Raw genomic sequence first — 22,975 nt, 5'->3', positions numbered from 1 at the left:
TCCATTCCACAGTCACTCCGAAAGAAGGAACCTCCCATGAAGAGAAAGCTCACCGGCCTCACCGCTGCGGCCGTGGCTTCCGCACTCCTATTCACCGGTTGCAGTCAGGGCGCCGGCGATTCCGGCGGCTCGGGCGCCGTCGACGGCGACGGCAAGTCGATCACCCTGTGGCTCATCGGCAGTGATACGCCTGACACGCTGCGCGACTACCTCACCGATGAGTTCCACGATCGCACGGGCGCCACGCTCAAGATCGAGGAGCAGGGCTGGGGCGACATCGTCACGAAGCTGACCACGGCCCTCCCCGACGCCAACAACACTCCCGACGTCACCGAGATCGGCAACACGCTCTCCCCGACGTTCACCAACGTGGGGGCGTTCCTGGACGTCAGTGACATGTACGACGAGCTCGGGGGCGATGATCTGCTGCCGTCGTTCGTCGAGGTGGGTCAGGTCGACGGCAAGGAGTACACGCTCCCCTACTACTTCGGTTCTCGGTACATGTTTTACCGCAAGGATGTCTGGCAGGCGGCGGGCATCGAGGTGCCGAAGACGCTCGACGAGTTCAATGCGGCCGTCACTTCGATCACGGAGAAAAACCCGAAGGGCATCGACAAGTTCTCGGGCTTCTACCTCGGCGGCCAGGACTGGCGCGACGGGATCTCGTGGATCTTCGCGAACGGCGGCAACATCGCCGAGCAGCAAAGCGATGGTTCGTGGAAGGCGACGCTCGACTCCGCCGAGTCGCTCAAGGGCCTCGAGCAGTTGCAGCAGATCTACCGCACGGCATCGAACGCTCCGAACGACGCGAAGGATGCGAATCAGTACCAGTACCTCAACGACTCCGATCAGGTGAAAGATGAATCGGGGGCGGTGACCGACGACCTGTCGCTCTCTGCGGCCACCATCATGGCGCCGGGCTGGGCGCACTTCTCGATCGGCGATCTCACCACGGGCGACGACGGTGAGGCGGCGCGCGAGTGGAACGACGAGGTGTTCGGCACCTTCGTGCTTCCCGGCAACGACGGCAAGCCGGCCCCGGTGTTCGCGGGCGGCTCGAACCTCGGTATCTCGGCGAAGTCGGATGAACCGGAGCTTGCCAAAGAGCTGCTGCGCATCGTCTACTCCGAGGACTACCAGAAGATGCTCGGCGAGAACGGCCTCGGCCCAGCGAACCAGCAGTATGCGTCGTCGCTCGGCGACGACCAGTTCGCGCAGGCGCTGATCGAATCGGCCTCGAATTCGAAGCTCACCCCCGCCGCACCGGGCTGGGCCGCGATCGAGTCGAAGAGCATCATGGAGGAATTCTTCTCGAAGATCCGCGATGCCGATGATCTGCAGCAGCTCGCGGTCGATACGAACGCAAAGCTCGACGCGCTGCTCAATCAGAAGTAATGCAGGATCGTCGGGCCCGGGTGCTGCGGCATTCCGGGCCCGACTCCCGCAGACCGTTCCAGCTCCCCTCTCGCTTCGAAAGGCCGGTCATGGCAGACTCCACCGTCGCTCCTCGCCGACCCCGCTTCCGCATCGCGCCCTACGCACTGCTGCTCCCCGCGACGCTGATCGTGCTGCTCGCGCTCGGCTACCCGGTCGTGTGGCAGGTCATCACCTCGATGCAGCACTTCGGGCTGGCCCAGCAGTTCGGCCAGCCTCCCGAGTGGGTGTGGTTCGGCAATTACGTCGAGTTGTTCTCGAACCCGACAACCTGGCTCGTGGTCGCCCGGTCGATCGCATTCTGCCTCGTCACCGCGGGGGTCACCATGGTTGTCGGCACCGCTCTGGCGCTGCTGATGCAGGTGGTTCCGACCGCGGCGCGCCTCGCGCTGCAGATCTCATTGCTGCTCGCCTGGGCGACCCCGGTGGTCGCCGCGATGACCATCTGGAACTGGATCTTCGATTGGCGCCGAGGGTTGGTGAACTGGGCGCTGGGGTCGATCGGGCTTCCGGTCCAGGGGCACAACTGGCTGCAAGATCCGCTGTCGTTCTTCGGGGTCGCCCTGATCATCGTGGTGTGGATGAGCGTGCCGTTCGTCGCGTTCTCGATGTACGCGGGGCTAACACAGGTGCCCGGTGAAGTGCTCGAGGCGGCGCAGATGGACGGCGCAAGCCCGTGGCAGCGATTCCGGTTCATCATTCTGCCGCTCGTAAAGCCGGTGCTGGGCATCGTGATGCTGTTGCAGATCATCTGGGATCTGCGGGTCTTCACCCAGATCAAGCTGCTGCAAGATCGCGGTTCCATCGCGAGCCAGACCGACGTGCTCGGCACGTACATCTATCAGATCGGCATCGGATCGAGCGACTTCGCGATGGCGAGCGCGATGTCCATCTTTGTGCTCCTGCTCACCATCGCGCTGAGCTGGGCCTACGTTCGCAATCTGCTGAAGGAGGATGAGGAGCGATGAGTGCACCTCGCACCACCACTATGACGGCCCCGGTCGAGGTCTTGCGGCAGCGCGGTCGTGCGCGGATCGGCCGGCCGGGGCGCACGGTGCTCGCGGTCGTCGCGATCCTCGTCGCTCTCATCTGGGTGTTCCCGGTGTACTGGATGCTCAACTCGTCGCTGCTGCCGGGCGTCGTTCTCGATCAGTCGACGCCGCGATTGCTGCCCGTCGGCGGATCCTTGCGCAACTTCTTCTCGGTCGTTTCCGACGGTTCGTTTCTTCGCGCACTGGGCGTCAGTCTTGCGGTTGCCGGCATCGCGGTCGCCTGCTGCCTGATCTTCGCGTTTCTCGCGGCCCTGGCTATCAGCCGGTTCCGGTTCCGCGGCCGTCGCAGCTTCGTGCTCGCCGTGCTCTTCATCCAGATGCTGCCCGCCGAGGGCATGTTCATCGCCCAGTACAAGCTGATGGGGTCGCTCAATCTGCTCAACTCGGTGGTCGGGGTGAGCATCATCTACATCGCCGCAGTGGTTCCATTCACGATCTGGATGCTGCGCGGCTTCGTTGCGGGCATTCCTGCGGAGCTGGAGGAGGCCGCCATGGTCGACGGGCTGAGCCGCACGCAGGCGTTTCTGCGCATCACGTTCCCGCTCCTCGCACCCGGCTTGGTGGCCAGCGGCGTGTACGCCTTCTTGCAGGCATGGAACGAATTCACCGTCGCCCTGGTGATCCTGCAGGATTCGGGCACGCAGACACTGCCCCTGTGGCTGCGCGGATTCATTCAGCAGTCGGCTTCGCGGGCGATCGACTGGGGCGAGGTCATGGCGGCATCGACACTGGTCGCGGTGCCGGTGATCATCTTCTTCCTCATCGTGCAGGGGCGCATGACGAGCGGCCTCGTGAGCGGGGCGGTCAAGGGATGAGCGAGCTGCGACGGGCCATCCGTACCACGCTGATGCCGGGGTTCGCCGGGCTCGAGCCTCCGAGCTGGGTGTTCGACGCGATCTCGGGCGGTGTGCACTCGTGGTGCGTGTACGGCGAGAACGTGCAGGATCAGCCCCAGCTCGCCGCGCTCGGCGCCGCGCTCCGTTCGGCCTCGTCCGACCTGATGATCGCGATTGATGAGGAGGGCGGTGAGGTCACGCGGCTGCACTATCGGGAGGGGTCCCCATACCCTGGCGCGGCCGTGCTCGGTCGCATCGACGACGTCGACGTCACCGAGCGCGTCGGCGCGCAGGTGGGCCGTGAGCTCCTGTCGTCGGGCTTCGCCTTGGCGCTCGGACCCGTCGCCGATGTCAACAGCGACCCGCGCAATCCCGTCATCGGCACGCGCAGCTTCGGGGCAGACGCCGACCTCGTCTCCCGTCACGTGAGCGCCTGGGTTCGCGGCCTGCGCGGCACCGGCGCGGCCGCCTGCGCGAAGCATTTTCCGGGGCACGGGGCGACCGCGCTCGATTCGCACCTGCACCTGCCCACAGTGCACGCCGATGCTGAGCTGCTTGCGGAGCGCGACCTCCCCCCGTTCGCGGCGGCGATCGCTGCCGAAGTCGACGCGATCATGACCTCGCACATTCTGCTGCCCGAGGTCGACGCGGAGTTCCCCGCGACGTTCAGCGCGCGCATCTTGCAGGGGATCCTGCGCGAACAACTCGGTTTCACCGGCGTGATCGTCTCGGACGCGCTCGACATGCGTGGAGCGAGTGCGGAGATCGGTATCCCCGAAGCTGCGGTGCGGGCACTCGCGGCCGGGTGCGATCTGCTGTGCCTCGGCACCCGATCGAGCCCGGAGCTGCTGGCCGAGATCGAGGAGCAGGTGATCGCGGCCGTGAGCGACGGACGTCTCGCGGCCGACCGTCTGCACCGCGCGGCGGAGCGCGTCGACGAGCTGCGCGCTCGCACGGCACGCGGCGTCGCCGACGCCGGCTCGACGGACGCAGGGCTCGCACCAGAGGCGGAGCCGACCGCACCAGCCGAACTTGAGCGCATTGCCGCGAGTTTCGCCGGCACCGAGGCGGCAGCGCACTGGGCGGCCGCGCATCCCCGTGCTCGCCTGCTGCGCGTTGAATCATCCGCGAACCAGGCAGTCGGCGCCGCTCCGTGGGGTCCACCCGCTTCTCCCGGCGACATCATCGTCACGGCCGAGACCCCCATGCCGTGGAGCGGTGCGCTGCCGCCCGGGGTCTCGCCGGCCGATGGGGTCATCATCGTCGGCCGGGATTTGCACCGGCACGAATTCTCGCGCGACGGCATCGCATCGTTGCGCGACGATGGCGTGCCGACGCTGATCGTCGAAATGGGGTGGCCCGACCCCGAGTGGGGCGCGGATCTCGAAACCTCCGGGTCGACGCTTCGCGTAGGCGAAGCCGTGCGGCACCTGTTGACCGGGAGCACGCGATGAACCGCACACTCCGCGTCGGCATGGATATCGGTGGCACCAAGACCGAGGCGGTCGCGATCGACGCCGACGGCCGAGTGGTCGCCTCCGTCAGACGGTCGACCGTACCGGGCGCGGAGGCAGTACTCGCGACGGCGCAGCGGGCCATCGACGATCTCGCGTCCGCCGTCGGCCGACCGGCAACGGAGTTCGCCTCGATCGGCGTCGGCATCCCCGGGCAGATCAATCGCGACGCCGGCGAGGTGCAGCTCGCCTACAACCTCGGTATCGAGCGCCTCGCTCTCGCGCGACGACTCGGCGATCGCGTCGGCGTGCCCGTGGCACTCGACAACGACGTCAATGCCGCTGCTCTCGGCGCGGCGCACCTCATGGGACTCGATGGCACCGTCGTCTACGTGAATCTGGGCACGGGGCTGGCAAACGGACTCGTCATCGACCGAGTGCTGCAGCGCGGAGCCACAGGGATCTCGGGTGAGATCGGGCATCTTCCGATCGATCCGCTCGGCCGCGCATGCCCCTGCGGGCAGTTCGGATGCCTGGAGACCGCAGCCAGCGGATCCGCACTGCGCGCCTACTGGCCGAGCGGCGGTGAGCACCCTGGCCGGGCGCTGCTCCCAGCGATCGATCGCGGGGATTCTGCGGCACAGGCGGCGTTCGAGCACCTGGTGCGCGGCACCGCCACAGCGCTGCGCATGCTCGTGCTGCTGCTCGACCCGCACACCATCGTCGTCGGCGGCGGGCTGCGTCTCCTCGGGAATCGGTTCTTTGATGCCGTCGAGTCGACCATCGCCGAGTGGGAGGCATCGAGCCCGTTCATCGCGGAGCTGCGGATCGCTTCCCGGGTGCGCGTGTTGCCCGAGCACTCCCCCGCCGCTGCGGTCGGCGCTGCGCTCGCCGCCATCGGCGCGCCCGGCACTGCAGCTCCCCACACCATCGCAACCGGTACCGGCGCCTCCATCGCCGCAGCACCCGCCGACGGGTCTTGCGCGACCGCCGCGAAGCGTTAGCCTTATTCCATGAGCGATCTGAGACTCGAAGAGCTTTCGGCAGCGACCATCGTCGCGGTGAACACGCTGGGCCTCAAGCGGGGTCAGGAGCAGTTCATCACTCCGGTCTCGTACGCAGCCGCCGCAGCCGTGACCCCGGCGCACACCTCCTGGCAGCGCGTCGTACTCAAAGACGACCACGTCGTGGGCTTCATCCACGGCAACTTCGACCCGGATGCGTCGCAAGAGGAATTCCGTGCGGCTCTGTGGCGCATCAACGTGGACGCTGATGTTCAGGGCTCCGGCGTCGGCACGTTCGCGGTCAACGCGCTCATCGAGGAGGCGCGTCGACGAGGCGTCGCGCGGCTGACGGTGCTCTGGGAGCGCGGCGAAGACGGCCCGGAAGCATTCTTCTTGCATATCGGGTTCGCCCCGGTCGGTGAAACGCCCTACGGCGAGGTCATCGGCGCGATCGACCTGTAAGCAGTGCTCGGCTCGCTGAGCCGCGAAACACGAGGGGCGATCGTTTCGGTCGCCTCTTCTGTATTGTTCGCCGGCATTTACTTCGTCACGCCCTATCTCGCCCCCGCGCCTGCGGAGGCGATCTGGGGCTTGCGCAACCTCGTCACGATCCCGATCATCGTGCTCGCACTCGTCGCCGTGCGGCAGTGGCACCTGGCGGCCGAGCTCTGGGCGCGCATCCGTCGCCGCCCGGTGCTCGCACTCGGGGTGCTCGCCTGCGGCATTTTGGTCGGCCTCCAACTGTGGGTGTTCACGTGGGCACCCCTGCACGGGCGCGGCCTGCAGGTCGCACTCGGATACTTCCTGCTGCCGCTCGTGCTGGTGCTCGTCGGAAAGTTCCTCTATCGGGATCGCCTGGTGTGGTGGCAGTGGCTCGCCGCCGGCGTCGCCGCGATCGGCGTGGTCTTCGAGATCGTACGCGTCGGGGGAGTCTCTTGGGAGACGCTGCTCGTCTGCATCGGGTACCCGATCTACTTCGTCTTGCGTCGCGCACTCGGTTTCGCAAACCTCGGCGGCATGCTGTGGGAGTTCATCGCCGTCGCACCATTCGCACTGTTCTTCCTGCTGCACGAACTCGTAACGGGCAACTCGATCGCCGAGAACCCGGCGCTGCTCTGGGTCGGTCCGCTCTTCGGCATCGGAACCGGGTTCGCCGTGGTGCTGTACATCGCTGCATCTCGCATGCTCACCATCAGCATGTTCGGTCTGCTGAGCTATCTCGAGCCCGCGCTGCTCGTGGTCTCGTCGCTGCTCAACGGCGAGCGCATCGACCCTGCAGAGTTTCCGCTCTACGCCGCGATCTGGGCCGCCGTGCTGGTATTGATCATCGGTGGGCTCACACGAGTGCTGCGCCGACCGCGAACGAGCGACTGAAGCCGGGTACAGTTCTCGCATGAGCGAAGTGATGGAGGCCGGCTGCGCCGAACACACCCACGGGTACATCGAGCACAAGGATGAGTTGCTGAGGCGTCTGCGCCGAGCCGAGGGTCAGGTACGCGGCGTGCAGCGGATGGTGCGGGAAGACGCGTACTGCATCGACATCCTCACGCAGGTGTCAGCCGCGACGAAGGCGCTCGAACGGGTCGCACTCGAGCTGCTCGATGATCACCTCAAGCACTGCGTCGCCTCGGCTGCTGCGGAAGGCGGCGAGGTCGCTGCCGAGAAGCTGCACGAAGCGTCAGCCGCCATCGCCCGTCTGGTGCGCTGAGCGCCACCCGTCGTCTACCTCGGTGTTGCCTCGCGTTCACCGCGGCGGAGCACACTGGTACCCGGCAGCATCCGCAGCATCGAAAGGCGTCAGCATGGCAGAAGAACTCGCACCCTCTCGCGAACCGCGGTTCGAACTCGCCGGGCCCGGCGACGTCGATGTGACGCCCGAAATCGACGAGCTCGATGAATTGCTGGGCGTCGAGACGGGCGAGCAGGGGCTCGAAGCGGCATGGCGGCAAGGCTACCCCTACACGGAGAAGATGTCGCGCCGTGCGTACGAAATCGAGAAGCGACTGCTGCAGATCGAACTGCTGAAGTTGCAGGCGTGGGTCAAGGAGTCGGGCGAGAAGATTGTCATCATCTTCGAAGGACGTGACGCCGCGGGCAAGGGCGGCGCGATCAAGCGCTTCACCGAGCACCTCAATCCGCGCGGTGCCCGAGTCGTCGCACTCGAGATTCCCACCGAGCGCGAGCGCACGCAGTGGTACTTCCAGCGCTATGTGCAGCACCTGCCGTCAGCCGGTGAGATCGTCATGTTCGACCGCTCCTGGTACAACCGCGCCGGAGTCGAGCGCGTCATGGGCTACTGCACTCCGCAGCAGTACCTCGAATTCACCCGCTCGGCGCCCGAGTTCGAGCAGATGCTCGTGAACTCGGGAGTGCACCTGGTCAAGTTCTGGTTCTCGGTCGGCAAGGCCGAGCAGCACGAACGCTTCATGTCGCGCTCCGAGGATCCCGTGAAGCAGTGGAAGCTCTCGCCGACTGACCTGGCGAGCCTCGACAAGTGGAACGACTACACCGAAGCGAAAGAGGCGATGTTCTTCTACACGGACACGCCTCAGGCGCCGTGGACCGTCGTCAAGTCGAACGACAAGAAGCGGGCTCGACTCGAGGCAATGCGGTGGGTGCTCTCGCGTTTCGACTACCCTGACAAAGATCTCGAGGTTGTCGGCGAGCCCGACTCTCGCCTGATCGGCTCACCCGCGACGGTGTACGACGAGGGTGAGACGCCGACCGGCACCTTCCCCGTCGTCGGCGGTCGCTGAGCCGGCCGCCCACGGTCAACGGTCGCCGAGCCGACAGTCGCTGAGCCGAAGAGTCTGAGCGCCAGCCCCTTGCGCCGCCCGCAGCGTCGGGCGACCATTGAGGCATGAGCGATCCGGCATTCAATCTCGCACCCGTCAGCGCCGCACCTGAGGCTCAGGTCGAGCCCGATGGCCCTGAGCTGCTCTTCTCCCTCTTCGCGACATTTCGCGTGAGCTCCTCGCACCCGGTGGTGCTCGATGGTCGCGACGTACCGGGCATCGTGCGCGAGCTCGAAGACGTCGCGCGTGAGCTCGACGACGAGGGTGTCGTGCTGCGCGGTTGGTACGACGTCAGCGGCGTGCGCTCCGATGCCGATCTGCTGGTCTGGCTGCAGGGCATCGCCCCGGAAGACCTGCAGTGGTCGCTGCGACAGCTGCGCCGCACGGCTCTGCTCGCTCCCCTGATTCGCACTTGGGGCGCGCTCGGCATCGTCATCGATGATGCCGAGTCCGTTGTCGAAGCATCGACGGATTCGGTCGTCGACACGGCACCCCGGCAGTGGCTCTCGGTCACGACCGCGGCTGCACACCCCGGCGCGGTTCGCGCTGCGACCGGCGACGTCGCCGTGCAGGTCGCCGCGGCGCACGGCGTCGGCGACGCCGATTGGATCGTGACCCACGAGGCCGACGAACTCGCCTGGATCGTGAATCACCTGCGCGATGCGGGCGATGGGTCCGCGCGATTGGGGGTACTCGCCGGCCGACTGGTCGACCCGGCGGAGATCGTCGAGGTGCTGCAGTAACTGCCGCGCACCCCGGGGGCAGCGGGTCGGCTTAGAGACCCGAGTAGGCGTGCAGCCCCTTGAAAAAGACGTTGACGATCGTGAAGTTGAAGATGACCGCCGTGTACGCGATGATCGACAGCCATGCCGAGCGCGTGCCACGCCATCCGCGCGTCGCACGCGCGTGGATGAAGCCGGCGTAGAGCACCCAGATCACGAAGGTCCAGACTTCCTTGGTGTCCCAGCCCCAGTAGCGACTCCACGCTGCTTCGGCCCAGATGGAGCCAGCGATGAGCGTGAAGGTCCAGAACACAAAGCCGATGATCGCGAGCCGGTACGCCAGGTCTTCGAGTCGCACCGCGCTCGGGAACGTCGACAGGAAGCGCATCGTCGGCTCGCCCCCGATCGCATTGCGGTTCTCGCGACGCGCCTGCAGCAGTTGCAGCACCGACAAGCCGAACGACAGCGTCAGGAAGCCGACGGCGAGCACGGCGACGAGAATGTGGATGACGAGCCAGTACGAATCGAGCGCGGGCTGCAGCGGCACGATGGCGACGTAAAAGTTCACCTTCGAGACGCCGAGGAAGAGGATGGTCATGCCGGTGATGAGCGCTCCGAGGAACCGGAGGTCGACGAAGAACTGGGTCACCAGGAAGATGAGCACGATGGCGCAGGTTGCGGTCAGCGCGAACTCGTACATGTTCGCCCACGGAACGCGTTCGGCACCGATGCCGCGCATGACGGTCGCCGCGAGGTGCAGCAGGAACCCGAGTACCGTGAGCGAGAACCCGATGCGCAACGTGCGCGAGCGCCGCGCCTTGGGTTCGGCGCCACCGGATGCCGCACGAGGGGTGCGAGTGAGGGTCGCGACCCCGCCCGACGACTGCGCGGCAGCGCTGTTCGCGGCCGTCGCCGCGGGGATCGTCAGATCGCCCGAAGCCGCAGTGCGCGCGGAGTTGCGCTCCGCAAGCGCGGCATCGCCGCTTCGGTTCGCGAGATCGACCGCGTAGAACACGAAGGCGATGGCGTAGACGATCATCGCCGAGTACAGGGCAATCGTCGAATAGTGTTCCAGCTCGGGGGTCAGCACAGTCCCTCAGGGTAGCCGATGATGCTGGGAAATCTGCACGTTGCCGTCACGCTTCCGTACACTGTGGACTATGTCCACGGAGACGCCCGGCATCTGGGCCGAGACACGGTCGCTGATCACTGAGGCGGTCCGCTCGGTGCGCAGTGCCGGAGCCCGGCTCGTCGGCCTCGTACTCGCCACGCAACTGCTGATCACGCTCGTCGCCCTTCCGGTGATCGCCTGGCTGTTCCGAGACGCCCTACGGGCGAGCGGCATGCACGGCATCGATACCGGCGCAATGACTTGGAACAGCGGGTTTCCGCTCACGATTGCACTGATCGTCGTGATTTCCGTGCTGGCGTTCTGGCTGCTCTCGCTGCAATTCATCGCGATCGTGGTGGTGCTGCGGTGGCCCGGAGAGCCGCTCGGCATGTCCATTCGTCGCCTCGGCCGCATTGCGCGCAAGCTCGGGCACCCGCGGTCTTTCTCCCTCCTGCTCTACCTCTTTCTCCTGCTCCCGCTCAGCGGTTTCGGCTTCGTGTCGACCTTGACCCGGGGCATCGCCATCCCACCATTCATCTCGGGCGAGCTCGCGAAGAGCCCGACGACGAGCATCGGGCTCAGTGTTGTGCTGCTCGCGCTCGCGCTGCTCAACCTGCGATTGAGCCTCACCGTTCCCGCGTTCGTACTGACGCGCGGCGGGCACGCCGCTCGCACGAGTTGGCGGCTGACCCGCGGCGTGCGCGCGGTGATCCCGCTCGTCCTCTCAGTCGCAGCCGTGCTTCTTACAGCCGCCGTCGCAGCGAGCGTGCTCGCAGCGATTGCGATCCTGCCCACCATGCTCACCGACGCGGTCGCCCCCGCAGCGTCCCCTGCGGTCGCCGCCTATTCACTCGGCGCCGCGCAGATCGCGGGGTTCGTGCTCGGCGGGTGGGCGACCGCAACCGCGACCGCGGTACTCATCGCACGTCTGCGCCGAAGCGCCTCACGTCTGCCGACGGGCGTGCACCTCTTCGACGACGACACGGTGCATGCGGAGACCGGAACCCCCGGGCGCAACACGTCTGCGCGTCGACCCGCACGGTTCGTGCTGGCGGCCGCAGTGGTCACCGCACTCGGCTTCGGCACCGCGGCGATCGGCACGATGCAGCGGCTCTCCGAGTACCCCGACACCCTGGTGCTCGCGCATCGCGGGTTCAGCGACGGCGGGGTCGAGAACACATTGAGCGGGCTCGAAGCCGCAGCGAAGGCGGGTGCCGACCTGGTCGAGATGGACGTGATGCAGACGCGCGACGGCGAGTTCGTCGCGATGCACGATCCGAAACTCGATCGCCTCGCCGGCCGACCGGAGGCGGTGAAAGACCTGACGCTCGCCGAGCTCACGGCGATCACCGTGCGCGACCAGCAGGGCCACACCGATACGATTCCCGCGTTCCGCGATTACGTCGCCCGTGCCGCCGAACTCGAGATCCCACTGCTGATCGAAATCAAACTGGGCGGGGCCGACACCCCGGATCACGTCAACCGGCTCGTCGCAGAACTCGAAGCCGCAGACGCACTCCAGAGCAACATCTACCACTCGCTCGATGCCGCGAGCGTCACCCGCCTCAAATCGCTGCGCCCCGACCTCACCGTCGGCTACACCATGCCGTTTGCCGGCGGCGGCCTGCCCGATACCTCAGCCGACTTCATCGTCGTCGAGGAGTGGACGGCCACGCAGCAGATGCAAGACGCCGCGTGGAACGCCGGGCTGGGATTCATGGCTTGGACGATCAACGACGAGTCGAGCATGCGCGAACACCTGCGCCGCGATACCGACGGCATCATCACCGACCACCCCGACACCGCTCTCGATGCGCGCGCGGGAATGCAGCAGGAGACTGGTCTCGCCGATGTGCTGCTCGACGCGCTGCACCGCTTTGTCACCGTGGTGTGACGCAGCGGTGCAGCGACCGGCTCATCGGGTCTGCGAGTCGACCAGCACCTCGCGCTCGAGTCGCGCGTAGCCCGTCTCCATGCCGTCGGCCATCCCCGTCGCGAGCACTGTCTCGCGCACCTGACTATCGGGATAGGTGATGACGTACGCGAGCAGTGTGCCCCCGTCGACCGGAGTGAGCGTCATCTCGTTGAGCGTCTCTGCGCTCGAAGTGCCTTCAGGGTCGGCCGGCGAAATCATGCGCTCAGTCGTCACGAGACGATGCGGGGCCGCCGACTCGACGACGACGCCTGCGAACCCGAAACGTTCGCCGCTCTCGTCGTTCTGCCACTCCGTGCGCAGCTGCGCGCCCACCTCGGCACCGAACTCGCACACCGGCATGCTCCAGCCGTCGGGCCCGAGCTGCCAGCGCTGCAGCAGCGACGGGTCAGTGTGCGCCTGCCAGACCTGCTCGACACTGCCGCGGATGATGCGCGACACACGAGCCTGCGCATCGCCCAGCAGTTGCACCTCGGTCGCGCGCCCGGCGGCGAACGACTGGAGATCCTCGACGACCGCGTCGATCTGCCCCATCGCGGCGCGCATGCCGTCTTCCATACCCATCGCCGTGAGCTGCTCGAGTTCTTCGAGCGAACCGAAGTACGTGGTCGTGGTGAGACGCGACCCCAGCGCGGTCTCGGTGAATGCGAAGACCATGCGCATGCTCGGCAGTTCCGTGTTCGGCGTGCCGTCGTCGTGCGCAAAGCCGTCGCGCACCTCGAAGGAATGCGGCGCCTCGACGGCAACCCAGTGCCAGTATCCGGCGCTGCGCTCGCCCTCGGGTCCGGTCATCACGTAGTTACTCACGCCGCCCGGCGCCGCATCGTGGCGCAGGAATGTCGACGGGTACTGCGGCGGACCCCAGAAGCGTTCGATCTGGCGGGGGTCGGTGTACGCGTCCCAGAGTCGACGCACGGGGACGGTGAAATCGGCGACCACTGACAGCGTGAACGCCTCAGGGTCGGTGGTGACGGAGGTGATGGGCATGATGCGCCTTTCTGCGTGGGGTCAAGGGTGTTCGGCGAGAAATGCATCGAGGCGGTCGATGCGTGCGCGCCAGATCTGTTCGAAGTGGCCGAGGAGCTCCCTCGCTCGTCGGATGGTCTCTGGGTTGCCTCTGATGATGCGCTCCCGTCCTTTGGGGGTGCGGGCGACCAGGTCGGCCGCTTCGAGCACTGCGACATGCTTTTGCACCGCAGCGAACGACATGTCGTAGTCGGCGGCGAGATCTGAAATAGACGCTTCTGCGGTGAGGGTGCGACGCACGATGTCGCGTCGCGTCGCGTCTGCCAGCGCCCGGAAGATACGGTTCACCTGCTCATCAGTGAGCTCGCTGTGCCGCGCGGTGTCGGGCGCGGGATCAAGCGGAGTTTGGGGTGAGATTCGTGCAACCATTTGGTTGTACGTTAAACCACGCACACGCTGACGTCAAGCAATGATTGCGATGGAAGCCGGGTCGACTACTCGACGGGTGCGGTCGGTGCCGGATCGCCATTCGCTGCAGACAGCTGGCGCTTGGCGCGCCAGTGCGAGAACGCACGGATCGCCTCGATCAGAATGGGAATACCCGGGATGAGCACGAGCACGATGATGAAGATTTCGCTGTACTGCTGCACGAACGGGATGCGGCCGAGGAAGTACCCGATCAACGTCACACCGACACCCCACAAGAGCGCGCCGATGGCGTTGTAGGCCACGAACTGGCGGTAGCGCATGTTGCCCACCCCCGCGGCTGCCGGCACGAACGCGCGGAAGATCGGCAAGAAGCGGGCGATGATGACCGCCTTCGGGCCGTGCTTCTCGAAGAATGCGTGCGTGCGCTGCACGTTCTCGGGGTTGAAGAGTCGACTCTTCTCGCGCTTGAAGATCGCCGGGCCGAGTTTGCGCCCGATCATGAACCCCATCTGATCGCCGGCGAACGCACAGAGGAAGAGCACGAAACAGGTGATCCAGATCGGTACGTCAATGATGCCCGTGGCGCTGAAGAGACCGACGGTGAAGAGCAGCGAATCACCGGGCAGAAACCCGAGCACGAGCACCCCGGTTTCGAGAAACACGAAGAGGCAGGCGAGCACGAGGGCGATCCATCCACCAGCACTCAGCAGGGTCTCGGGGTCGAGCCAGTCGATGCCGAAGAGTGCGGGGACGGTCGCGATCGAGGTGAGGGCGGTGGTCGTCAAGGTCACTGGTGAGGCTCGGCTTTCATGGAATGGAACGCGGGCACGACGCCTCTAGTATGCCTCGCCTGCCTGAATGGACGACGGGGCCACGACGGGAACGCACCGCTGCCCCCGTTCGCTGGGCGAGCCGGGGGCAGCGGGAGTGCGGGCAGGGCGTCAGGCGCGCTCCGCCATCTCTACGACGTTTTGCAGCAGCAGTGCGCGGGTCATCGGCCCGACACCGCCGGGGTTCGGCGACACCCACGCGGCAACTTGAGCGACGGCCGGATCGACATCACCGACGACCCGGCTCTTGCCGGTCTCGGGGTCGACCTTGCGCGAGACGCCGACATCGAGCACGATTGCGCCGGGCTGCACATCGGTCGCCTGCACGATGCCTTCGACACCCGCGGCCGCGACGATCACGTCGGCCTGACGCAGGAGTGCCCCGAGATCACGCGTGCCCGTGTGCGTCAACGTCACCGTTGCGTTCACCGCGCGACGGGTGAGCAGCGGGCCGATCGGCCGACCGACCGTGACACCGCGCCCGACGACGACGACGTGCTTGCCCGCCCACGAGATGCCGTTGCGCTCGACGAGCTCGATGACGCCTCGAGGCGTGCAGGGCAGCGGGGAGTCGATCGGGCCGTTCGCATTGAGCACGAGTCGCCCGAGGTTCGTCGGGTGCAGCCCATCGGCGTCCTTCACCGGATCGATGCGCTCGAGAATGCGATCGGTGTCGATGTGCTTCGGCAGGGGAAGCTGCACGATGTAGCCGGTGCACTCGGGGTTGGCGTTCAGCTCGTCGAGCACCGCCTCGAGCTCGTCCTGCGTCACCGTATCGGGGAGCTCCCGCTTGATCGATGCGATGCCGACCTCGGCGCAGTCACGGTGCTTTCCGGCGACATACCACTGCGATCCCGGATCTGCTCCGACGAGCACGGTCGCGAGACCGGGCACGATGCCGCGCACGCGCAGCGCGCTGACGCGCTCCGTGAGTTCGGACTTGATCGCTGCGGCCGCCGCCTTCCCGTCGAGAAGTTCAGCTGCCACGGTTTACCACTCCTCGAGGCCGGGGTACAGCGGGAACGCGTCGGCGAGCGACTTCACGCGCGCCGAAAGCTCGGCGACGTCGCCCGACTGCTGCAGCGTCTGCGCGATGATGTCGGCCACCTGCGCGAACTCGGCGTCGCCGAACCCGCGGGTCGCGAGCGCAGGGGTGCCGATACGCAGACCCGATGTGACCATCGGCGGGCGCGGGTCGAACGGAACCGAGTTCCGGTTGACGGTGATACCTACGGCGTGCAGAGCGTCTTCAGCCTGCTGGCCGTCGAGCGCCGAGTTGCGCAGGTCGGCGAGCACGAGGTGCACGTCGGTGCCGCCGGTCAGCACGTCGACACCCGCGGCCTTCGACGCATCAGTCGTGAGCGCCTCGGCGAGCAGCTTCGCGCCCGAGAGGGTGCGCACCTGACGGTCGGCGAATTCTTCGGAAGCCGCGAGCTTGAACGCGGTCGCCTTCGCAGCGATCACGTGCATGAGCGGCCCGCCCTGCTGCCCCGGGAACACGTTGGAGTTGAGCTTCTTGTAGAGGTCGAGCTCATTGGTGAGGATGAACCCGGAGCGCGGGCCGCCGATCGTCTTGTGCACGGTCGACGAAACGACGTGCGCGTGCGGCACCGGGTTCGGGTGGAGGCCCGCTGCGACGAGACCGGCGAAGTGCGCCATGTCGACCCAGAGCGTCGCCCCGACCTCGTCGGCGATCTCGCGGAACGCGGCGAAATCGAGCGTGCGGGGGTAGGCCGACCAGCCGGCGATGATCACCTTGGGGCGGTGCTCGCGGGCCTTCTCGCGCACCACGTCCATGTCGACGAGGAACGTCTCGGGGTCGACGCCGTACGACACGACGTTGTACAGCTTGCCCGAGAAGTTGAGCTTCATGCCGTGCGTGAGGTGACCGCCGTGCGCGAGCTCGAGGCCGAGAATGGTGTCACCGGGCTCGGCGATGGCCGAGAGCACGGCAGCGTTCGCCGAGGCACCGGAGTGCGGCTGGACGTTCGCGTATGCCGCACCGAAGAGCGACTTGGCACGCTCGCGGGCGAGCTCCTCGGCGACGTCGACGAACTCGCACCCGCCGTAGTAGCGGCGGCCGGGGTAGCCCTCGGCGTACTTGTTCGTGAGCACTGAGCCCTGGGATTCGAGCACGGCGCGAGGCACGAAGTTCTCGCTGGCGATCATCTCGAGCGTCGAGCGCTGGCGGCCGAGCTCATTCTTGAGGACCTCGGCGATCTCGGGGTCGACGACCTCGAGCGGCTCGTTGAAGAAAGCGGACTGGGGGGACATGCAGGCTCCTCGGTGTCATCGGCGCGCGGGCGCGCCATCGTTTTCCGGATACGACCCAGGCGAGCGGCCGTCCCTTGCAAGCAATGTGTCGTTTCCCGATGGTGACCATCTGTACGCCAGTCACGACGGCATCAGCTTAGCAACCGAGACGCGGCGACAGCACCCTGTCTGATCCGGGGCAACGCGCCGCCGCGCCACGACACGAGGGGCGTCTCGGGCGACACGGCGATCCAGTACTCTGACAGTCGTGACTGCGCTTGCCGATTTCCCCGCGAACTCCGACACCCAGTGGGTGCTGACCCTCTCCTGCATCGACGGCCCGGGCATCGTGCACGCCATCAGCGGCGCGATCGTGGCGGCCGGCGGCAACATCGCGGAGAGCCAGCAGTTTGCGTCTGCCGACACTGGTCGATTCTTCATGCGTCTGCAGGTCGAAGCCGTGGCGCAGCCCGAAACCTTCGATGCCCGGTTTGCCGACGCACTCGCTCCGGTGACGTCGCGGTACAACATGTCGTGGCGACTCGAGCGGGCGGATCGCCCGGTGCGCACACTGATCCTCGCGTCGACCGCAACGCACTGCATCAACGACCTGCTCTACCGCCGACGTGCGGGGCAGCTCGCCATCGATGTTCCGCTCGTGCTGTCGAACCACGACACGGTGCGCGACATCGCTGAGTTCTACGACGTGCCCTTTGAACACCGCGCCATCGCCGGCGGCGACGACAAGTCGGCGTTCGAGGCCCGCGTGCTCGAGGCGGTCGAAGAGCTCGACATCGAGCTCGTCGTGCTCGCGCGCTACATGCAGATCCTTTCGCCCGAGCTGTGTGCCGCGCTCGCCGGCCGAGCCATCAACATCCACCACTCGTTCCTGCCCGGGTTCAAGGGTGCGAACCCCTACAAGCAGGCGCACCAGCGCGGCGTGAAGCTCATCGGCGCGACGGCGCACTTCGTGACGACGGACCTCGATGAGGGGCCGATCATCGAGCAAGACACGATTCGCGTCGACCACGGCTACACCGTGCGCTCGCTCACCCAGCTGGGGCAGGACGTCGAGGCGCGCGTGCTGCGCCACGCGGTGCGATCGTTCACGGAGAACCGCGTGCTGGTCGACGGCGACCGCACCATCATCTTCTAGACGCCGCCTGCCTGCTCGCTGCCTGCCTGCTCGCTGCTTGCTCGCCGCCTGCTTGCTCGCCGTCCGGCCGCGCCGCGAGCAGTGTCGTGGGCAGCGTCGCGTACTCGGCGCGCAGCCCGGCGAGCATGGCCCGGAGCCCGATGTCGAACGCGTCGTCGGCGTTGCTGATGCCCTCTGCGGCGAGCGCGCCGCGGCGCGCTCGGAAGGCGCCGGTGAAGTGCGGTACATCGCTGCGCGCACCAGGATCGAGCATGTCGTCGTCTGCCGCAAGATCGAGCGCGGCTCCGAGAATGAAGCACTCGAACGCCACGATCACGGAGAGTACGCGGGCCTCGGGCCATCCAGCGGCAACCAGGGCGTGGATCACCGTGTCGTACATGTGCGCGGTCGCCGAGTCGGGCGCGAGCGTCTGGGTCGCGAGCAGCGCGATGGTCGGCGGGTGAGAAGCGAAGGCGAGACGGTAACCGAGCGCCCAGGCCTCGAGCGCTTCGTCCCAGGGCAGCACTGCGAACGGCTCGGTGGGTATGCGCTCGCTGACGAGATCGCGCACTCCGGCGATGAGCTCGGTCTGGCCGGCGACGTGGTTGTAGAGCGAAGAGGGACGCACGCCGAGCTCTTTGGCGATCGCGCGCATACCGGCGCCGTCCACACCGTGAGCATCGATGAGCGCGAGCCCGGTTTCGAGGATCAGCCGCCGCGAGAGTACGCGTTGCTTCGGGCGTCCGGCGCGCCGGGTGCCGCGCTCACTCGTCTCCATAGCCATGATCACTCCCTCGTGTACGTCGCTCTGGCGCGATCCGCGTTTCCGTACTAGTCTCAACCCGCCGGTAAACGAACCCCGTTCGTTTACACTGTAGACCCACAGCGCGTCGATCGGCATGACCGACGTCGCGCACCGAGCAGCAAGGACGCAGCATGAGCGAGACCACCGTATTCGTGAACGGCACCGTGATCGTCGACGCGGCGAGCGCCGCGACGAGCCACGCCATCGCGTTTTCATCGGGCCGCGTCGCTGCGCTCGGCGCCGACGCGGAGCGGCTGGCGGATCAGCCCGACGCGACCGTCATCGATCTCGCCGGCGGCGCGCTTGCCCCGGGCATTGGCGATGGCCACGCCCACCCGCTGCTCGGCGGAGTCGAGGCCCTCGGGCCGCAGGTGCGCGATGCGGCAGACCTCGCGGGCATCCTCGCCGCAGTGGCCGAGTGGAAGGCCGCGCACCCCGACGCCGCGTGGATCGTCGGCGCGAGCTATGACGCGACCTTCGCCGAGGGCGGACTCTTCGATGCGCGCTGGCTCGACGAGGTCACGGGTGATACTCCCACGATTCTGCGCGCGTGGGATTACCACACAGCCTGGGTCAACAGCGCCGCGCTCGCCGCCGGCGGCATCACGGCAGAGACCCCGGATCCCGCACTCGGCCGCATCGTGCGCCGCGACGACGGCACCCCGCTCGGCACTCTGCAGGAGGCCGCGGCGAACGACTTCCTGGCCGAGGTCGTTCCGGCGTTCGCAGAGGCGCAGCGGCTTGATGCGATCGAGCGCGCCACACGGGGCTACGCGGAACAGGGCACCACGTGGATCCAGGATGCCTGGGTAGAGCCCGCCGACCTCGAGCTGTACCTCGTCGCAGCCGCGCAGCAGCGCCTGCACACCCGCGTCAACCTGGCGTTCCGCGCCGATCCGGCGCGCTGGCGCGAGCAAGTCGCAGAGTTCGTCGCGGGTCGCAACCGGGTGCGCGCGCTCGAGCATCCGCGACTGAGCGGCGAGACGGTCAAATTCTTCGTCGACGGCGTGATCGAGAGCCACACGGCCGCGCTCATCGAACCGTACGCCGACCGCCCCGGCGAGCACGGCCTCCCGAACTGGACCGACGCCGAGCTGAACGAGGCCGTCGTCGCCTTCGACGCTGCCGGGTTCCAGCTGCACTTGCACGCCATCGGCGACGCGGCGAACCGCAGCGCACTCGACGCGCTTTCCGAGGCACGCGACACGAACGCGCCTCGCGAACGGCACGACGTGATCGCGCACGTGGCGCTCCTCGACCAGGCCGATGTTGCACGGTTCGCCGATCTCGGCGTCGTCGCAAATTTCGAGCCCTACTGGGCGCAGTGCGACGCGGTGATGCGCGACCTCACGATTCCGCACCTCGGGCACCCGCGCGACGAGTGGCAGTACCTCATCGGTTCGGTGCATCGCAGCGGCGCGACCGTCACGTTCGGCAGCGACTGGCCCGTCACCACGCGCGACTGGCGCCCAGCGCTCTCGACCGCGATTACCCGCCACAGCCATCTCGAACCCGGCGCCGAGGCCTGGTTGCCCGAGGAGCGCCTTGCGCCGGGTGATGCGCTCGCCGCATACACCGCCGGCATCGCGCGCCAGGCGCTCGCACCCGAGCGCGGCGCGCTTGAGGTCGGACGCGTCGCCGACGCCGTGTGGTTGTCCGCGAACCCGCTGAGCATCGCGCCGGAGGCCATCGCCGACCTCGCCGTCCAGGGCACCTGGCTCGCGGGCGAACCGACCTATCGATCCCCCTCCTCGTCCACCCCTACCCACTGACACTCCGTCATCGCACGAATCAAAGGAGACATCGTGAGCGACACCACACAACCGCACCTGAAGCGGGCGCTCGGCCTCACCGGCCTGACCCTCTTCGGGGTCACCTACATGACCGTCATCACCGTGTTCACGACGTACGGCATCGTGAACCAGGTCACCGACGGCCACCTCCCCTCGGCATACATCGTGGCGGTCGTCACGATGCTGTTCACGGCGGCGAGCTACGGCGCGATGGTGAAGCGATACCCGGTTGCCGGATCCGCCTACACCTACTCGCAGCAGTCGTTCGGCGGCGCAGCCGGCTTCTTGACCGGTTGGGTCATGCTGCTCGACTACCTGTTCATCCCGATGATCAACTTCATGCTCATCGGCATCTACCTGAACACGCAGTTCCCCGCCGTGCCGATCTGGGTGTTCACGCTCGTCGCGCTCCTGCTCGTGCTGGTGTTCAACATCCTGGGCATCACACTCGTGAACAAGATCAACTTCGCGATCATCGCGCTGTCGGTCGTGCTCGTCGTCGTGTTCGTCGCGCTGGCATTCAAGCAGTACTTCGGCGGCGACCAGTCGGTCGGTCTCATCGAACCGTTCACCTTCGGCGAGGGCGGCATCGGCGCCGTCGCATCGGGTGCGGCGATCCTCGCCCTGTCGTTCCTCGGATTCGATGCCGTGTCGACGCTCTCCGAAGAGGCGAAGCAGCCCCGCCGCGACATTCCCCGCGCGATCGTGCTGTCGACGCTGCTCGGCGGCTTCTTCTTCATCCTCGTCTCGTGGGCCGGTGCGCTCGCGTTCGCACCCGATTGGGCGACGCTCAGCGACGCGCAGATCGATGCGGCCGGCACCACCGTCATGGACAGCTTCGGTGTCAGCTGGTTCACCTCGTTCTTCGTCGCGATCTACGTGGTCGGCGCATTCGGTTCGGGCATGACCGGCCAGGTCTCGGTGTCGCGCATCCTCTACGCGATGGGCCGCGACGGCATGCTGCCGAAGCCGCTCTCACGTCTGCACCAGCGCTTCGGCACCCCCGTGGTCGCCGCCTGCATCGTGTCGGTCTTCGCCCTCTCCGCACTGTTCCTGTCGCTCGACACCGTCGCTTTCATGATCAGCTTCGGCGCCCTCGCCGCATTCGCAATGGTCAACCTCTCGGTGATCCGCACCTACCTCTTCCCGAAGAACGGTGCGCGACCGCAGGGCGCGTGGGCCTGGATCCGCTACGGCATCTTCCCGCTCATCGGCTTCGCGCTGACGATCTGGCTGTGGACGTCGCTGCAGCCGCTCACTTGGCTGGTCGGCGCGATCTGGCTCGCCATCGGCGTCGTGATCATCGCGATCGTCACGGGCGGTTTCCGTCGCGCGGTGCCGATGATGGACTTCTCGGAGAGCGACCCCAGCACCCAGCAGATCGATCAGCTGGCCGAGGACTACCCGCTGGAGCCGCGCGCGTAGCCTGAGCCCCCCGCGCAGGCGCCGCCCGCTTCACCCGCGCCGCCCGCTTCTGCATCTCCGCCGAGCCCTTCCTTTCTCGCCGATCCCCTTCGAACTGTGCACGCAGAACGCAGGGGCTGGGCAAGATCGGAGGGGCTCGGCGATTTCCGTGGCGCCGGCGGGCGCGGGCAGGGCGCGGACAGAGCGCGGGAGCGGCGCTAGCGTGCCGCCAGCTCGCGCTGCTCGGCGCGGAGGCCGGCGAGCATCACCCGCAGCCCCGCCGTGAACGCCTGCTCCGCGGGGCCGTCGCCGGTCTCTGCCGCGCGCGCATCGCGCTCTCGATAGGCGGCGGTGAACCCGGGCACGTCCGCCCGATCGCCCGGGCTGAGCATGTCTGGGGCGGCCGCGGCGTCGAGCGCTGACCCCAGAATGAACGATTCGAGCGCGACGAGCCGGTTGAGCGCGTCGACCCGGTTCCAGCCCGCCTCCGTCAGCAGCGCGATGACGCGCTCGTACGATGGGAACGCATCGGACGCCGGGTCGTAGGGCATCACGGCGAGCAGCGCGATCGACGGCGGGTGCGCCGCGAAGGCGTCGCGATACGAGCGCGCCCAGTCCGCGAGTGCGACATCCCACGGCTCCGATTCGAGCGCGGCGGTCGAGATGCGACTCGCTACGTCCTCGCGAATGCCGCGGAACACGTCCTCCTTATTGGCGACGTGGTTGTAGAGCGCCGACGGCCGCACGCCGAGTTCGCGCGCGATGTCGCGCATGCCGAATCCGTCGGAACCGTGGGCGTCGAGCAGTTCGAGAGCGGTGGAGACGATCCTGCGCCTCGAGAGCACCTGTTCGCTCGGCCGACCGACCCGCCTGCGCGGTGCTTCGCTCACGCTCGCGTTCCCTCCGTTGGTAGCGAGCGCAGGCATTCTTAGATTTCGACTCGCGCTCGAAACATTCTCCGCTTATCCTAATCACGTCAAAAAGAACATTGTTCATTTTGGACGCGCGTCCCGAAGATG

Annotated in this window: 22 protein-coding genes and 1 riboswitch; of the genes, 14 read left to right on the top strand and 8 right to left on the bottom strand. The window is 67.1% G+C overall.

The annotated features are described in order from the left end of the window. Positions 1-36 precede the first annotated feature (36 nt). The 10 genes from ACZF5Y_RS02900 (at position 37) to ACZF5Y_RS02855 (ending at position 9,318) form a co-directional block, all read left to right on the top strand. Positions 37-1,395 carry an extracellular solute-binding protein gene (locus ACZF5Y_RS02900; RefSeq protein ID WP_497534329.1) on the top strand — a complete coding sequence of 453 codons (1,359 nt, stop codon included), beginning with the start codon at positions 37-39 and terminating at the stop codon, positions 1,393-1,395. Between the two features lie 89 nt (positions 1,396-1,484). Continuing rightward, on the top strand, positions 1,485-2,402 hold the full coding sequence (locus ACZF5Y_RS02895; RefSeq protein ID WP_497534328.1) for a carbohydrate ABC transporter permease: 918 nt from the start codon (positions 1,485-1,487) through the stop codon (positions 2,400-2,402). Next, positions 2,399-3,301, top strand: a complete 903-nt coding sequence (locus ACZF5Y_RS02890; RefSeq protein WP_497534327.1) for a carbohydrate ABC transporter permease — start codon at positions 2,399-2,401, stop codon at positions 3,299-3,301. Before ACZF5Y_RS02895 ends, ACZF5Y_RS02890 begins: the two co-directional genes overlap by 4 nt. Then, positions 3,298-4,776 (top strand): glycoside hydrolase family 3 protein, encoded by a 1,479-nt coding sequence (locus ACZF5Y_RS02885; protein WP_497534326.1) that lies wholly within the window; start codon positions 3,298-3,300, stop codon positions 4,774-4,776. Before ACZF5Y_RS02890 ends, ACZF5Y_RS02885 begins: the two co-directional genes overlap by 4 nt. Beyond that, a complete protein-coding gene (locus ACZF5Y_RS02880) occupies positions 4,773-5,780 on the top strand; it encodes an ROK family protein (protein ID WP_497534325.1) in 1,008 nt (335 codons plus the stop codon). Before ACZF5Y_RS02885 ends, ACZF5Y_RS02880 begins: the two co-directional genes overlap by 4 nt. A gap of 9 nt (positions 5,781-5,789) precedes the next feature. Beyond that, positions 5,790-6,242, top strand: coding sequence for a GNAT family N-acetyltransferase (locus ACZF5Y_RS02875; protein WP_497534324.1), 453 nt, complete (start codon positions 5,790-5,792; stop codon positions 6,240-6,242). A gap of 3 nt (positions 6,243-6,245) precedes the next feature. Next, positions 6,246-7,154, top strand: a complete 909-nt coding sequence (gene rarD, locus ACZF5Y_RS02870) for an EamA family transporter RarD (RefSeq protein ID WP_497534323.1) — start codon at positions 6,246-6,248, stop codon at positions 7,152-7,154. A 19-nt stretch (positions 7,155-7,173) separates the two neighbouring features. Then, on the top strand, positions 7,174-7,488 hold the full coding sequence (locus tag ACZF5Y_RS02865; protein WP_497534322.1) for a metal-sensitive transcriptional regulator: 315 nt from the start codon (positions 7,174-7,176) through the stop codon (positions 7,486-7,488). 94 nt (positions 7,489-7,582) lie between these two features. Then, positions 7,583-8,536, top strand: a complete 954-nt coding sequence (ppk2, locus tag ACZF5Y_RS02860; protein WP_497534321.1) for a polyphosphate kinase 2 — start codon at positions 7,583-7,585, stop codon at positions 8,534-8,536. A gap of 104 nt (positions 8,537-8,640) precedes the next feature. Beyond that, positions 8,641-9,318 (top strand): chlorite dismutase family protein, encoded by a 678-nt coding sequence (locus tag ACZF5Y_RS02855; protein WP_497534320.1) that lies wholly within the window; start codon positions 8,641-8,643, stop codon positions 9,316-9,318. A 31-nt stretch (positions 9,319-9,349) separates the two neighbouring features. Here the strand turns inward: ACZF5Y_RS02855 and ccsB are convergent, their stop codons facing one another. Next, positions 9,350-10,384 (bottom strand): c-type cytochrome biogenesis protein CcsB, encoded by a 1,035-nt coding sequence (ccsB, locus tag ACZF5Y_RS02850; protein ID WP_497535287.1) that lies wholly within the window; start codon positions 10,382-10,384, stop codon positions 9,350-9,352. A 73-nt stretch (positions 10,385-10,457) separates the two neighbouring features. Here ccsB and ACZF5Y_RS02845 point away from each other — a divergent pair, with 73 nt between their 5' ends. Next, positions 10,458-12,302, top strand: a complete 1,845-nt coding sequence (locus ACZF5Y_RS02845; RefSeq protein ID WP_497534319.1) for a glycerophosphodiester phosphodiesterase family protein — start codon at positions 10,458-10,460, stop codon at positions 12,300-12,302. Between the two features lie 21 nt (positions 12,303-12,323). Here ACZF5Y_RS02845 and ACZF5Y_RS02840 read toward each other — a convergent pair whose 3' ends face one another. The 5 genes from ACZF5Y_RS02840 to glyA form a co-directional block, all read right to left on the bottom strand. Continuing rightward, a complete protein-coding gene (locus ACZF5Y_RS02840) occupies positions 12,324-13,328 on the bottom strand; it encodes an SRPBCC family protein (RefSeq protein WP_497534318.1) in 1,005 nt (334 codons plus the stop codon). A gap of 21 nt (positions 13,329-13,349) precedes the next feature. Next, entirely contained in the window at positions 13,350-13,736 is a 387-nt protein-coding gene (locus ACZF5Y_RS02835) for an ArsR/SmtB family transcription factor (protein WP_497534317.1), read from the bottom strand. A 65-nt stretch (positions 13,737-13,801) separates the two neighbouring features. Then, positions 13,802-14,527: a DedA family protein gene (locus tag ACZF5Y_RS02830; RefSeq protein ID WP_497534316.1), complete on the bottom strand. Its 726-nt coding sequence runs from the start codon at positions 14,525-14,527 to the stop codon at positions 13,802-13,804. A 150-nt stretch (positions 14,528-14,677) separates the two neighbouring features. Then, positions 14,678-15,553 (bottom strand): bifunctional methylenetetrahydrofolate dehydrogenase/methenyltetrahydrofolate cyclohydrolase, encoded by an 876-nt coding sequence (locus tag ACZF5Y_RS02825; protein WP_497534315.1) that lies wholly within the window; start codon positions 15,551-15,553, stop codon positions 14,678-14,680. Between the two features lie 3 nt (positions 15,554-15,556). Next, the gene (gene glyA / locus ACZF5Y_RS02820; protein WP_497534314.1) at positions 15,557-16,840 is read right to left on the bottom strand and encodes a serine hydroxymethyltransferase; all 1,284 of its coding nucleotides are present in this window, start codon (positions 16,838-16,840) and stop codon (positions 15,557-15,559) included. A gap of 46 nt (positions 16,841-16,886) precedes the next feature. Beyond that, positions 16,887-16,974, bottom strand: a riboswitch (ZMP/ZTP riboswitch). Between the two features lie 113 nt (positions 16,975-17,087). On the opposite strand from glyA, the gene purU reads away from it, so the two are divergent. Further along, positions 17,088-17,975: a formyltetrahydrofolate deformylase gene (gene purU, locus ACZF5Y_RS02815; RefSeq protein ID WP_497534313.1), complete on the top strand. Its 888-nt coding sequence runs from the start codon at positions 17,088-17,090 to the stop codon at positions 17,973-17,975. Here the strand turns inward: purU and ACZF5Y_RS02810 are convergent. Then, complete coding sequence (locus tag ACZF5Y_RS02810; protein WP_497534312.1) at positions 17,965-18,738, bottom strand: TetR/AcrR family transcriptional regulator; 774 nt, start codon at positions 18,736-18,738, stop codon at positions 17,965-17,967. The two genes, purU and ACZF5Y_RS02810, sit on opposite strands and share 11 nt — an antisense overlap. A 152-nt stretch (positions 18,739-18,890) precedes the next feature. On the opposite strand from ACZF5Y_RS02810, the gene ACZF5Y_RS02805 reads away from it, so the two are divergent. Continuing rightward, positions 18,891-20,531 carry an amidohydrolase gene (locus ACZF5Y_RS02805; RefSeq protein ID WP_497534311.1) on the top strand — a complete coding sequence of 547 codons (1,641 nt, stop codon included), beginning with the start codon at positions 18,891-18,893 and terminating at the stop codon, positions 20,529-20,531. Positions 20,532-20,564: 33 nt separating this feature from the next. Further along, positions 20,565-21,977: an APC family permease gene (locus tag ACZF5Y_RS02800; protein ID WP_497534310.1), complete on the top strand. Its 1,413-nt coding sequence runs from the start codon at positions 20,565-20,567 to the stop codon at positions 21,975-21,977. Between the two features lie 197 nt (positions 21,978-22,174). On the opposite strand, the gene ACZF5Y_RS02795 is transcribed toward ACZF5Y_RS02800, so the two are convergent. Beyond that, positions 22,175-22,846 carry a TetR family transcriptional regulator gene (locus ACZF5Y_RS02795; RefSeq protein WP_497534309.1) on the bottom strand — a complete coding sequence of 224 codons (672 nt, stop codon included), beginning with the start codon at positions 22,844-22,846 and terminating at the stop codon, positions 22,175-22,177. Positions 22,847-22,975 lie beyond the last annotated feature (129 nt).

The organism is Leucobacter sp. WKLB1 (assembly GCF_059696215.1).
This window is presented reverse-complemented; position numbering and strand designations above follow the sequence as displayed.

Coding starts and splice junctions, on each gene's coding strand:
- ACZF5Y_RS02900 (WP_497534329.1), top strand. CDS start 37: ATGAAGAGAAAGCTCACCGGCCTCACCGCTGCGGCCGTGGCTTCCGCA.
- ACZF5Y_RS02895 (WP_497534328.1), top strand. CDS start 1,485: ATGGCAGACTCCACCGTCGCTCCTCGCCGACCCCGCTTCCGCATCGCG.
- ACZF5Y_RS02890 (WP_497534327.1), top strand. CDS start 2,399: ATGAGTGCACCTCGCACCACCACTATGACGGCCCCGGTCGAGGTCTTG.
- ACZF5Y_RS02885 (WP_497534326.1), top strand. CDS start 3,298: ATGAGCGAGCTGCGACGGGCCATCCGTACCACGCTGATGCCGGGGTTC.
- ACZF5Y_RS02880 (WP_497534325.1), top strand. CDS start 4,773: ATGAACCGCACACTCCGCGTCGGCATGGATATCGGTGGCACCAAGACC.
- ACZF5Y_RS02875 (WP_497534324.1), top strand. CDS start 5,790: ATGAGCGATCTGAGACTCGAAGAGCTTTCGGCAGCGACCATCGTCGCG.
- ACZF5Y_RS02865 (WP_497534322.1), top strand. CDS start 7,174: ATGAGCGAAGTGATGGAGGCCGGCTGCGCCGAACACACCCACGGGTAC.
- ppk2 (WP_497534321.1), top strand. CDS start 7,583: ATGGCAGAAGAACTCGCACCCTCTCGCGAACCGCGGTTCGAACTCGCC.
- ACZF5Y_RS02855 (WP_497534320.1), top strand. CDS start 8,641: ATGAGCGATCCGGCATTCAATCTCGCACCCGTCAGCGCCGCACCTGAG.
- ACZF5Y_RS02845 (WP_497534319.1), top strand. CDS start 10,458: ATGTCCACGGAGACGCCCGGCATCTGGGCCGAGACACGGTCGCTGATC.
- ACZF5Y_RS02840 (WP_497534318.1), bottom strand. CDS start 13,328: ATGCCCATCACCTCCGTCACCACCGACCCTGAGGCGTTCACGCTGTCA.
- ACZF5Y_RS02835 (WP_497534317.1), bottom strand. CDS start 13,736: ATGGTTGCACGAATCTCACCCCAAACTCCGCTTGATCCCGCGCCCGAC.
- glyA (WP_497534314.1), bottom strand. CDS start 16,840: ATGTCCCCCCAGTCCGCTTTCTTCAACGAGCCGCTCGAGGTCGTCGAC.
- ACZF5Y_RS02810 (WP_497534312.1), bottom strand. CDS start 18,738: ATGGCTATGGAGACGAGTGAGCGCGGCACCCGGCGCGCCGGACGCCCG.
- ACZF5Y_RS02805 (WP_497534311.1), top strand. CDS start 18,891: ATGAGCGAGACCACCGTATTCGTGAACGGCACCGTGATCGTCGACGCG.